General features: G+C 63.9%; 8 protein-coding genes. All 8 read right to left on the reverse strand.

Annotation, left to right across the window (positions count from 1 at the left end; genetic code table 11):
* Positions 1-24 precede the first annotated feature (24 nt).
* Complete coding sequence (gene lolD / locus K0F85_RS10360; RefSeq protein WP_219115949.1) at positions 25-744, reverse strand: lipoprotein-releasing ABC transporter ATP-binding protein LolD; 720 nt, start codon at positions 742-744, stop codon at positions 25-27.
* Positions 745-760: 16 nt separating this feature from the next.
* A complete protein-coding gene (locus K0F85_RS10365) occupies positions 761-2,026 on the reverse strand; it encodes a lipoprotein-releasing ABC transporter permease subunit (RefSeq protein ID WP_219115950.1) in 1,266 nt (421 codons plus the stop codon).
* Positions 2,027-2,091: 65 nt separating this feature from the next.
* Entirely contained in the window at positions 2,092-3,369 is a 1,278-nt protein-coding gene (locus tag K0F85_RS10370; protein WP_219115951.1) for a lipoprotein-releasing ABC transporter permease subunit, read from the reverse strand.
* 115 nt (positions 3,370-3,484) lie between these two features.
* On the reverse strand, positions 3,485-4,780 hold the full coding sequence (locus K0F85_RS10375; protein ID WP_219115952.1) for a TolC family protein: 1,296 nt from the start codon (positions 4,778-4,780) through the stop codon (positions 3,485-3,487).
* A complete protein-coding gene (locus K0F85_RS10380) occupies positions 4,780-6,093 on the reverse strand; it encodes an HlyD family type I secretion periplasmic adaptor subunit (protein WP_219115953.1) in 1,314 nt (437 codons plus the stop codon). The genes K0F85_RS10375 and K0F85_RS10380 overlap by 1 nt, the downstream gene beginning before the upstream one ends.
* Positions 6,090-8,333, reverse strand: coding sequence for a type I secretion system permease/ATPase (locus tag K0F85_RS10385; protein WP_257572667.1), 2,244 nt, complete (start codon positions 8,331-8,333; stop codon positions 6,090-6,092). The genes K0F85_RS10380 and K0F85_RS10385 overlap by 4 nt, the downstream gene beginning before the upstream one ends.
* 194 nt (positions 8,334-8,527) lie before the next feature.
* Complete coding sequence (locus K0F85_RS10390) at positions 8,528-9,193, reverse strand: thioester domain-containing protein (protein ID WP_219115955.1); 666 nt, start codon at positions 9,191-9,193, stop codon at positions 8,528-8,530.
* A gap of 101 nt (positions 9,194-9,294) precedes the next feature.
* The coding region (locus K0F85_RS10395) for an SdrD B-like domain-containing protein (RefSeq protein WP_219115956.1) at positions 9,295-12,260 on the reverse strand (2,966 nt) is incomplete at its 5' end.

A 12,260-nucleotide genomic window follows, 5' to 3' on the forward strand; every position in this document is an offset into this window, starting at 1 on the left:
GCGGACTCCTAGTATTGCTCAGTATCAATAAGGCTGCAGCCCTTCGTCCGTCAGGCGCAGCACGCGGTCGCAGCGCTTGGCCAGTTCGATATCGTGCGTGACGATGACGAAGGCCGTGCCCAGGGTGCGCGACAGTTCCAGCATCAAGTCGAAAATCTGTTCGGCCGTGGCATGATCGAGGTTGCCCGTCGGTTCATCGGCCAGCACGCAGGCCGGCTGTGTGACGAGGGCGCGGGCCAGGGCCACACGCTGGCGCTCGCCGCCCGACAGCTCACCCGGCGTGTGCGTGACGCGCTTGGCCAGGTTCACGCGCGTGAGAATTTGCTGCGCCAGCTCGGTGGCCGGCGCGCGCTTCATGCGCCGTATCATCAGCGGCATGGCAACGTTGTCCAGCGCGGAAAACTCGGGCAGCAAATGGTGGAACTGGTAGACGAAACCCAGCGAGGCATTGCGCAAGTCGCCGCGCGCCTTTTCGCTGAGGTTGGCAAAGTCCTTGCCCAGCAGGGTGACCTTGCCACTGGTGGGCGTATCGAGGCCACCCAGCAAGTGCAGCAAGGTCGACTTGCCGGAGCCGGAGGCGCCGACGATGGCAACGCGCTCGCCCCGGTGGACGTCGATGTCGATACCGGCCAGCACCTGCACCTTGTAGCTGCCCTGCGTAAAAGTCTTGCCCAGGCCGCGGCAGGAAAGCACGGCAGAATCAGCGGAAGCGCCGTTGGAAGCGGGTTTATTCAGATCGGTCATGGTCGTAGTCGTTGGTTTATTCATAGCGCAGGGCTTCCGCAGGTTTCACGCGGGCGGCCCACCAGCTTGGGTACAGAGTCGCCAAAAAGGCGAGAATCACGGCCAGCACGCCGATCTTGGTGACATCGGGCCAGCGCAGGTCGGACGGCACGGTGCTGATGAAGTAAATGTCCTTGGAAAGGAACTGCACCCCCAACAAGTGTTCGATGAAGGGCACGATGACATCGATGTTCATGGCCACCAGCACGCCGCCGCCCACACCCAAAATCGTGCCCAAAATGCCCACCAGCGCGCCCTGGATCATGAAGATCTTCATGATGGAACGGGGCGAGGCGCCCAGGGTGCGCAAAATCGCGATATCGGCCTGCTTGTCCGTCACCGTCATCACCAGGGTCGAGACCAGGTTGAAGGCGGCCACCGCAATGATCAGGGTCAGGATGATGAACATCATGCGCTTTTCCGTCTGCACGGCGGCGAACCAGTTGGCGTTCAGCTTGGACCAGTCGCGCAGCCACAGGTCGCCCGGCATGGTTTTTTTCAGTTCCGCCGCCACTTGCGGGGCCTGGTTCATGTCGGCCAGGCGCAAGCGCAGACCGGATGGGCCGTCGAGGCGCAGCAAGCGCTGGCCGTCTTCGATATTGATGAAGGCCAGACCGGCGTCGAATTCATTGTGCCCCGCCTGGAAGATGCCGCTGACGGTGAAGCTGCGCATGCGCGGCAGCACGCCGGCCGGCGTGACCTGGCCCTGCGCCAGCATCAAGGTGACTTTTTCACCCAGGTTGACGCGCAAGGCGCGCGCCAGTTCGATGCCCAGCACGATATTGAAGGTGCCCGGCTGCAGCGCCTTGAAGCTGCCTATGCGCGTCTGGCCAGCCACGTCGGAGACGTTCGGCTCTTCCTCGGGCAGCACGCCGCGCACGATGGCGGGGCGCAGCGCATCGTCGCGCAACAACATGCCCTGCGTTTCCACGAACGGCGCTGCGCCCTTGACGGCCGGATTTTTGAAGGCCTGCGCCGCTTCGGCGCGCCAGTCCGGCATGCTGCCGCTGTTGTCGAACACTTCCACGTGGGCCAGCACGGACAGCATGCGGTCAGTCACTTCTTTCTGGAAGCCGTTCATCACGGACAGCACGACGATCAGCGCCGCCACGCCCAGGCCGATGCCGGCCATGGAAATGAGCGAGATGAAGGAGATAAAACTGTTGCGGCCACTGCGCTTGCCGGCCCGCGTGTAGCGCAGGCCGACCAGCCATTCGAAAGGAATATTTTTTAACATGCTCATTGATTCGCTATTTCCAAGGGGTCAGACCCGCCGGGTCTGACCCCAGCAGTTTATTGATCAGCCATTTACTCATAGCGCAGCGCTTCGGCTGGCTTGACGCGCGCGGCGCGCCAGCTAGGGTAAATGGTAGCGACCAGCGCCAGGCCAAAGGCGATCAGGCCGATCTGCGCCACGTCCAGCCAATGCACGTCGGACGGCACGGCGCTGATCTGGTAAATTTCCTTCGAGATGAAGTGCAGGCCGAAAATGCCTTCGATGAAGGGCACGATGACACCGACGTTCAGCGCCAGCACGACGCCGCCGATCACGCCCAAGGCACTCCCCAGCAAGCCGACCAGCGCGCCCTGGATCATGAAAATCTTCATGATGGAGAATGGCGAGGCGCCCAGGGTGCGCAAGATCGCGATATCGGCCTGCTTGTCGGTGACCGACATCACCAGCGTCGAAACGAGATTGAACGCGGCGACGGCGATAATCATGCTGAGGATAATGAACATCATGTTCTTCTGGCTTTGCACCAGCGCATACCAGCTGGCACTGGCGCGCGACCAGTCGCGCATCCACAACTGGCCCGGCATCGAGGCCTTCAATTCGCGCGCCACCTGCGGCGCCTGGTTCATGTCGTGCAAGCGCAAGCGCAGGCCGGACGGACCGTCGAGCTGCAGCAGTTGCTCCGCGTCCTGCATGTTGACGAAGGCCAGGCTGCCATCGAGTTCATTGTGACCCGCCTCGAAGATGCCGGCCACCTTGAGCGCGCGCATGCGCGGCATGACGATGCCATTGACCGGGTCGCCCGCCTTCGGCTCGCGTTCCAGCATCAGGGTGACGTTCTGCCCCACTTTCACATCGAGCGCCTTGGCCAGATCAATGCCCAGCACGATGTTGTACGAGCCCGGTGTCAGTGCATTGAAACTGCCCTGCTTCATCTGGCTCGCCACGCTGGAGACGGTGGCTTCCTGCTGCGGCAGCACGCCGCGCACGACGGACGGGCGCATGGTTTCGTCGTTGAGCAGCATGCCCTGGGTTTCCACGAACGGCGACACGGCCTTCACTTGCGCATTGGCGTAGGCGGCGCGCTCCTGCGCCTGCCAATTTGGCATGGAGCCGCTGGTGTCGAATACCTCGACGTGGGCCAGCACCGACATCAAACGGTCGGTGACTTCCTTCTGGAAGCCGTTCATGACGGACAGGACGACGATCAGGGCGGCCACGCCCAGGCCGATGCCGGCCACGGAAATGAGGGAGATGAAGGAAATGAAGCTGTTGCGGCCACTGCGTTTCCCGGCACGCGTATAGCGCACGCCGACCTGCCACTCAAAAGGAAATTGTTTGATGATGCTCATGCGCTCCCGCGACAACGATGATATGCGAGCGCGCAGTGTGCCACATAATGGCCATTTCATGCATGAAACTGTACGTGAAACAGCGCACGCTGGCAGCAAATCTGGCGCCAGCGCCCTATTGCGCCAGCCCGAATACCTGCAGCAGCTGCCCCGCCAGCGCGTACTGGCGCATCTGCGCCAGGGTCAGGCGGTGCAGCTGGTCGATGCGCCGCTGCTGTATCGTGAAGTAGCTGTCGCGCGTCTGGATGATCTGCTGCAGGTTGCGCCGGCCCGCTTCGTACTGGATAGTACCGCCGCGTACGACAAAGGCCATCTTCTTTTCCTGCTCGTCGAGCAGGGCCAGGGTGCGCTGCGCATTGGCGATGCGCGGCAGCGTGCTGGCCAGGTCAGCGCGCGTGCCCTGCTCGGCGCGCGCCACGTCCGCCTCGGCTGCCTGGGCGCGGCTGATGCTCTCGTCGCGCTGCGCCAGGGAGCCGCCGCCGAGCGGAAACTCCCAGCTGACGCCCACCGACCAGCCGCGCTGCTGGATCGTCGATGGCGGCGGCGTGGTCTTGTTGTTGAGCAGATGGCTGACATCGAGGTCGATTTTCGGCGCCAGGGTGGCCGCCACGCTGCGCACGCGCAGCCGGGCCGCTGCCGCCCGCTCGCGCACGGCGCGCAACTGCGCCTGCTGCGTGTCGGCGTTCTCCAAAGCCTGCGCAGGCAGCGGCGCAAACGTAAAGTCGGCAAACTGCGCCACCGGCTCGAAGGCCAGCGCCTCGAGCTTGATCTGCGCGGACAGACGGTCCGTCAGCAAGCCGTCGTGCACCAGCTCCGCGTCCAGTTGCGAGCTTTGCGCCAGTTCGCGGTCCACCTCAGACGATTTCCCCAGCTCCGTCTGGCGCGCCACCTGCTTCACCAGCTGCGTCACGTCGCGCAGCCGTTCCTGCGACTGCAGCAGGCTGCGCTCCAGGCGCTGCATGTCGAAATACGCTTCGGCCAGCTTTTCCGCACTTTCCGCGCGCGCCCGCTGCACGTCGAAGGCGGCGCCCGTCATTTCGCGCTCGGCTGCATCGAGTTCGGCGCGGTCGGCGCCGCCGTTATACACATTCCAGCGCAGACTCGCCTCCACCTCGTGCGTGCGTCGTTCCACGTCCAGCGTCCCATCGAGGTCCTTGCTACGCCCGCGCCTGGCCTGCAGCGCCGCATTCGGGAACAGGCGCGAACGGGCCTGCTTGTAGCGCGCCTCGGTGGTGTCCAGCGCCGCCTGCGCCGCGATGACCTGCGGGTCGCGCGGCACGGCGCGCGCCAGCAGGGCCGGCAAGCCGCGCATGGGCGCTGGCTGGACGGACAAGGTGCCGGGCAGCTGGGCCTGCGCTTCCACCACGATGCTGGCGCACGCCAGCGTGATCAATATCAATATGGCACGCATCAACGCTCCTGCAGGGAAGACTGCAAACCGCGCAACACGGGCTTGAACACGTACTGCAGCACCGAGCGGCGCCCCGTCAGGATGCCCACATCGACCGGCATGCCGGGCGTGACCGGCAGTACCTTGCCATGCGCCGTCAGCTGGCTGCGGTCGGTACTCAGCTGCACTTCAAAATACGGCTCGTTGCGCTCGTCGGGGATGGCGTCGGCCCCCACGCGCACTACTTGTGCCTTCATGCGGCCATAGGTGGTGGCATCATACGCCAGCACGTTCGCCGAGGCGCTCTGTCCCACGTGGATAAAGCCGATGTCGGACGGTTTCACGCGCACGGAAATGAGCACTTCCGAGTCGGCCGGCACGATTTCCAGGATAGGTTTGCCTGGTTGCGCCACGCCGCCCACGGTGGCCACCAGCACGCGGTTGACGACGCCGTCGACGGGCGCCGTCACGTCGCGCCGGCTCACCTGGTCTTGCTGACCCTTGACGGTGCTGGCCAGCGCGGCCGCCTTGGTTTCATATTCGCTACGCTGCGCGCCCCACTGGCCGCGCATGCGCGCTTCCACTTCGCCGGCCTGCGCCTGCGACTCGGCCAGGGTGGCGACCAGGCGCGGCACGGAGCTGCGCAGGCTGTCGAGTTCCGTGCGCTGCTGCTGCACGCGCTGCTGCGCGTTCAGGTAATCGCCGCGCGAACCGGCGCCCTCTTTGAACAACCGCTCTTCGATCGACAGGCTTTCCATGCCGATCTTGAGACCCGTTTCCAGCTGGGCGATGCGGCTATGAGCCTCGGCCAGCTCGCCACGGCGGCGCGTCACGCCTTCGCGCGCGGCCGCCGTGGCGGAGGCGAATTCACGCTGACCATCGTGCCACAACTGCGTTTCCTTGGCGATCAGCTCGGGCGCCTCGCGCTGCCATTCCGGCGCGAACCGGGGCGCGCCGCCCGTCAGCAAGGCGTCGAGGCGCGCCCTGCCCGCCAGGGCCGCCAGGCGGTTCTGCACGCTGGCGCCCAGGTTGGCGTCGTATTGCGCCGTGTCCAGGCGCAGCAGCAAGTCCCCGCGGCGTACCTGCTGGCCAGGCTTGACCAGCATTTCACGCACGATGCCCCCTTCCAGGCTTTGCACTTCCTGCAGATGCGACGGCGGCGTGATGGCACCGCGACCATTCACGGACACGTCGAGCTGGGCGAACGTGGCCCAGGCCAGGGTCAGCACGACCAGCACGGCGATCAGCGCCAGCATATGGATGACGAGCTTGCGTGGCTCGCGTTCCGGGTCCGGGTGCGCCAGCGGCAGCGGACGGGCATTCAAGGCGCTCATACCGCTGCTCCCGTCGTGTTGGCAACGGCGGCGGCCGGCTTGGCGGCCTGGTGTTGGCCTGGATTCTGATCCGCATTTTGGCCCGCGTTTTGACCCGCATGTTGACCCGCATGTTGACCACTAATCACGCGCAAGACTTCATCGCGCGGGCCGTCGGCGACGATGCGGCCTTTGTCGAAGACAATCAGCCGGTCCACCAGCGCCAGCATGGCCATGCGATGCGTGACGAGCACGATAGTCGTGTCCTGCAAGGTGCGCAGGCGGGCGATCAGGCGCTGCTCCGTGGCCGGGTCGAACATGCTGCTCGGTTCATCGAGCAGCAGCACCGGCGGTTTCGCGAGTAGCGCGCGGGCCATGGCGACGGCTTGGCGCTGGCCGCCAGACAAGCGTTCGCCCCGCTCGCCCACTTCCGTCGCCACGCCGTTGGGCAGCTGGGTGATGATGTCGTCCAGGCAAGCCAGGCGGATGGCCTCGAGCAGCCTGGCGTCATCGGGCTGGCTGCGGCCCAATTCGATATTTTCGCGCAAGGTGCCATGGAACAGAGTCACATCCTGCGGCACATAGCCGATCTGACGGCGCAGGCTCAAGGGTTCCAGCTGGGTGCTGGCCAGGTCGTCGAACAGCACGCTGCCGCTTTGCGGGCCGTACTGGTTCAGCAGCAAGCGCAGCAAGGTACTCTTGCCGGAACCGAGCTTGCCGATCACGCCCACCCGTTCGCCAGGACGTATCTGCAGGCTCAGCTTATCCAGCAGCGGCGGCGAGTTCGGGTAGGCGAAGCCCACTTCGCGGAACTCGATGCGCCCGGACAGGGGCGGCGCCTGCAGGCTGGCCGCATCGTCATCCGTGGGCGCTTCCATGATCTTGTTCAGTGCGTGGTATGACAGCTTGGTCTGCTCCCAGCGCATGATCAGGCCCGCGATCTGGCTCACGGGCGCCAGGGCGCGCCCCGTCAGCATGCTCACGGCGATGATCTGGCCCAGGGTCAGCAGGCGTTCGCCCATCAGCAGCGCACCGACGGCCACCACGGCCACGCCGGACAGGGCCAGCACGGCCGTGTTGATGTAATTGACGCGGCTGACGATTTCGCGCGTCTCGACGCTGTTGGCGGCGATGGCCACCGTCAGGCTTTCCCATTTGCGGCGGCTCCACGCCTCGGCGCCCAGCGCCTTGATGGTGTCGAGGCCATTCATGGTTTCAAACAGGTGCGCCGTGCGCTGGCCGCTTTCCTGCATTGATGCTGCCACGTGGCGCGCCAGGGCCGCACGCGAGGCGAAGGCCACCAGCAGCAGGATGGGAATGGCGGCCAGGGGCACCAGCACCAGCCAGCCGCCGACCAAGGCGATGACCAGCAGGAACAGCAGCAGGAAGGGCAAGTCGCCCAGGGTGGTCAGGGTGGTCGAGGCGAAGAATTCGCGCACCGATTCGAAATCGCGCACGGTATTGGCCAGCGTGCCGCCGGACGCGGGGCGGCTGGCCGCGCGCAGGCGCAGGCACTGGGCGAAGATGCTGGACGACAGGGCCACATCCATGCGCCGCGACGCCGTTTCCACCAGTTCGCCGCGCAGCAATCGCATGGCCAATTCAAAACCTGTCAGTCCCACCACGGCGATCGTCAGCACCCACAGGCTGGAAGTGGCGTTGTTGGGGATCACGCGGTCATACACGGCCATCGCGTAGAACGGCACCAGCGCGCTGATGATATTGAGCACCAGGGTGCCCAGCAAGGCCCAGCGAAATACCCAGCGGTTGCGGTTGAAGACATCCCAGAACCAGCGGCCCGCCACCGGCATGCTGTAGAGCAGGCTGCGCTGATCGAAGAACATCACGGGACGCACGGCCACCCAGCGCCCGGCGGGCACTTCCTGCGCCAGCATGGCCGCGTCCAGCCAGGAAGTGCCGGCGATGCCCGGCACATGGCATTCATACTTATCCTCGGCAATGCCCAGCACCACCAGCGCCTGCCCCGCATCATTGAGCAGCAGGGCCGGCATTTCCGTGGGGCGGCGCGGCTTGTCGGTCGGCAGCGGCGTGCCGGCCAGACTGGCATGGCTGAGTGCCTGATCAAGAAAATCGGCAGCGGCCGGGTCGCCATGCGCGCTCACGCTAGCGCGCAGGCGCTCGGCTTGCACGCCGGTGCCAAGAAAACGGGCCAGGAAAACGATGGCGTCGGCAAGCATGTCGGCACAGACGGTGGATGGGGAAGCGTCGACGGTGGCGTGCGAGGCAGAAGGTGGCGTCATGATGAACTCAAGTCCGATCTCAGGCAGTTGCAATGAACAGTGAGAAACTATTGACCAGGCCCCGCGGCAGTGGCCTGCAGAAACATTGTGCCATAGTAATATCGGCCATTCAGGTAAGTGTTGTAAAAATAGAAAACTGCGGCGCGTCGTGAGGGACGCGCCGCAGCAGTGACAGCAAGTTAGCGACTACGACTTCAGAATTGACCGGCCTTGCGACGGCGCGCCATGAAACCCAGCAAGCCCAGGCCGGCAACCAGCATGGCCCAGGTTTGCGCTTCTGGTACCGGCGACACGCTCAGCAGGGTTTGCGAAGCGGGGTTGACGCTGCTCAGGCTGGTGTAGTTGTACAGATTCTTGATGGTGCCGCTACCTGTCGCCACGCCCAGCATGGAGTTTGCTTCGCTCACGACTGCATTGCTCAGGTTCTTGAAGCGCAGATCGCCCGTCAACAGATTGGTGTTGTCATTGTTTAATTCCCACAGGGCCAGCTGGAAGGCGGCGGCGCTGTTGGCGCTGGTCGATACATTCGCGACGGACGAGGCGTAATAGCCCTCGTACAGGCGCTTGACGGAGTCGCTGGCAGCAAAGGCACCGCTGCTGTAGCTGTTCGAGGTGTTGCTCAGCGCGACATGCGGATCGAGGCAAAAGGCCAGGAAGGTGTTGCTGTCATACTTGACCTGCCACAGGGTGGGCGAGATGGCGCTACCGGAGCCGAAGGCGCCGCCGCTGGCCGTAAACAGACTGACACTGTGCGAATCGATGACTTGCAGGTTGGACGCTGCCAGGGCGCTGCCGCTGGCGAGGGCAAAAACAGCCGCGGCGATACTGGCGCGGGCGATCAGGTGCATGGATTTTTTCATTGCGTATTCTCTTTAAAGTGATTGGAGAGCGCCAGCACCACCTGAGGACAGGGGCGACGGCACATATCAGACAGGCGGGTACGGCCTGGTAAAACAGGACATCAGGCAGCCATTTCCTGGGGCTGTGCATTGGCATGCGCCATGGCGCGGCGCAAGACTTCGGCCATTTCGCACTGGGCCTGGGCTTCGGCAGCGGGAGCAGCCGGGGCTGCAGCCACCGTGGCGACGGTCGCATCCTGGCCCAGCGCGGTGTCGAGCGCATGGTCGTCGCGCAGCAGGTCGGCCATGCTCGGCAAGCTGATGCCGGCCTTGGCCGCATCCTTGGCGTCGACGTTGAAATACACGTCCGTCATGTCCACCGTCTTGCCGTCGGCCATGGTGGCGCTGCTACGCTCCAGGTGCAGGTTGTCGTTGGCGTCGAGGAAAGGCAGTTCCGTGTAGGACACGGTCAGACTGGCCACGCCTGCGTCATGCAGCGACATCAGCTCGCCGTCGTCGGTCACGCCATTGCTGTTGGCGTCGCGCCAGATGCGCAATTCGGCAAACTTGTCATCTTTCGCGTCGACCACGCCATCGCCGTTCGAGTCATAGCTGGACAGCTTGGCAAAGCCCGTGCCCTTCTCGTTGCCGCCAAACAGTTCGGAGATGTTGTCGATCTTGCCATTGCCGTTGCTGTCGATGGCCAGCAAGCCGTCCTGGGCGGAGACCCAGCCCGACTGGATGGCGCTGCCCGTGCCCAGCAAGTCGAAGCTGCCGTGGAAATCGGCGCGGGCGATAGTGTGCACGCCGTCGCCATTCAAGTCGATCACGATAGGCGTGATGGCCGCATCCCAGCTCATGTCGTTCTGGCCCGAGGCCAGCTTCAGGATGTCCGTGTAGACCACGTTGGCATAGGAACCATTGCTGTTGACGTCAGAATCGATGTTGTCGTTCGAGCCCACGTTCTTCACGCCCCAGCGCCAGCTATCCATGGCGTAACCGGCGTGATACACGCCCGACTTGTCGAACTTGAGCGAGTAGCTGCCCGGATCGAGGTCGGCAAACTTGTAGTTGCCATTCGAGTTGGTGTAGGTGGTGGCCAGCAATACGCCACTGCCCGAAAACAGCTGCACCTTGATGTTCGCGATGCCCGCCTCATTGCTATCCTGTATGCCGTCATGGTCAGCATCGCGCCACACTTTGTCGCCCAGGCTGGCCTTGCGGTAGATGCCCGCGTCCCAGCTCATGTCGTTCTGGCCGGCGGCCAGGTTGATCAGGCCGGATCGGCCCGTGCTGGTATCGACGTCGGAATCGCTGGCGTCATTGCCGACATTCGCCTTGGTGTAATAGAAGCCCGATGGACGGACGACTTCCACCTTATAGCTGCCGGCGATCAGCTTATCGAAAAGATAATTGCCGCTGGCGTTCGTGGTCGTCGTGGCAATGATCTGGTTGCTGGCATTGAGCAAATTGACTTTCACGCCAGCCACGCCCAGTTCGCCCGCATCTTGCACGCCATTGTAGTTATTGTCTTCCCACACGCGATTGCCGATGCTGCCGGTGACAGGCGCGCACTTGACCAGGCCCGCGTCCCAATCCAGCTGAACGTCGCCCGATTTCACTCCGATCCAGGTGGTGGTGAGGCCGGTGGCAGGGTCGACATCCGAATCGGTGGCGTAGCCGCCTACATCCGGCTTGGTGAAAGTGTAGCCGGCTGGTGGCACGAAACCCAGGAAGTAGTAACCAGGCACCAAATTGCTGAACAAGTAATGTCCGCTGGCATCCGTGGTGGCGCTGGCCACTACGCTACCCGAGGCGTCGAACAGATTGACTTTCACGCCGCCCATACCCGCTTCGCCCGCATCCTGCGTGCCGTTACCGTTGGCGTCAAACCACACACGGTCGCCAATGGCAGCCGTTTTGTACAGGCCGGCATCGAGGTCCTTGTAATTCTGGCCGGCGACAACCGTCACCAGGCCACTCTGGCCCGCTGCATTGATATCGCTGTCGAGCGCATCGTTGCCGCCTGCATCCTTGAGCGTGCTCAGATAACCTGGCGGCGCGACGACGGCGACGGAATACGTGCCTGCATCGACGCTGAAATTGTAATAGCCGCTGGCATCCGTCACGGTCGAACCGATCACGCTGCCAGCCGCATTTTTCAGCTGCACCGTGACGCCGCCGATGCCGGCTTCGCCCGCATCCTGCACGCCGTTCAAGTTGGCGTCATGCCAGACGCGGTCGCCGAGGGTAGCCGGCAGGGCCACGATGCCCGCATCCAGACTGTGGTTGCTGTCGCCGGAAGCAAGCAGCACTTGCGCTGTCTTGCCATCGATGGCGCTGGCGTCGGAATCGCGCTGGTCGTCGCCGCCCTGGTCCTGGCCCGTGAAGGCATAACCGGCAGGCAGGCTGGTCTTGTCAAACTGGACGCTATAGCTACCCGGCTTCAGATTCGTGAACAAATAGTTGCCATTCGCATCCGTGATGAGCGGGCTGCCGACGGCGTTGCCGGACGCATCGAGCAAAGTCACTTTCACGCCGGCCACGCCTGCTTCACCCGCATCTTGCACGCCGTTCTTGTTGGCATCGAACCATACGCGGTCGCCCAGTTCGGCGGCGCGGTACAGGCCAGCATCCAGGCTCAAGTTGGTCTGGCCCGGCGCCAGGGTAACAGGCGCCATATTGCCGGCCGCATCGATATTGCTGTCCTTGGCCGTGTCGCCACCCTGGTTGGCAGCTGTTGCCGTGTAGCCATTCGGCGTGACGACGGTGACGGAATAGGTGCCCGGATTGACGTCGAAATGGTAGGCGCCGTTGGCGTCGGTCGTGGTCGATGCCACCACCGTGCCCGCGCCATCTTTCAATTGCACCACGACATTGGCGATGCCGGCCTCGCCCGCATCCTGCACGCCGTTGGCATTCTTGTCTTCCCAGACGAAGTCGCCCAGGTGGGCCATCGGCACGTTGAAGGTCAGGTAATGCGGAACCAGGCTCAGGTCTTGCGCGTTGCAGCCGGCAGTGCCACCATCGTCGCGCACCTTGAAGCCGAGGTCGAAATTGCCGGCGACCGTCTGGCTCGGCACAAAGA

This window comes from Janthinobacterium sp. UMAB-56 (assembly GCF_900095265.1).
Lineage (GTDB): Bacteria > Pseudomonadota > Gammaproteobacteria > Burkholderiales > Burkholderiaceae_D > Janthinobacterium.

What these genes read in the sequence shown, in the direction of transcription:
- lolD (WP_219115949.1), bottom strand. Translation starts at nt 744, where the DNA reads ATGACCGATCTGAATAAACCCGCTTCCAACGGCGCTTCCGCTGATTCT.
- K0F85_RS10365 (WP_219115950.1), bottom strand. Translation starts at nt 2,026, where the DNA reads ATGAGCATGTTAAAAAATATTCCTTTCGAATGGCTGGTCGGCCTGCGC.
- K0F85_RS10370 (WP_219115951.1), bottom strand. Translation starts at nt 3,369, where the DNA reads ATGAGCATCATCAAACAATTTCCTTTTGAGTGGCAGGTCGGCGTGCGC.
- K0F85_RS10375 (WP_219115952.1), bottom strand. Translation starts at nt 4,780, where the DNA reads ATGCGTGCCATATTGATATTGATCACGCTGGCGTGCGCCAGCATCGTG.
- K0F85_RS10380 (WP_219115953.1), bottom strand. Translation starts at nt 6,093, where the DNA reads ATGAGCGCCTTGAATGCCCGTCCGCTGCCGCTGGCGCACCCGGACCCG.
- K0F85_RS10385 (WP_257572667.1), bottom strand. Translation starts at nt 8,333, where the DNA reads ATGACGCCACCTTCTGCCTCGCACGCCACCGTCGACGCTTCCCCATCC.
- K0F85_RS10390 (WP_219115955.1), bottom strand. Translation starts at nt 9,193, where the DNA reads ATGAAAAAATCCATGCACCTGATCGCCCGCGCCAGTATCGCCGCGGCT.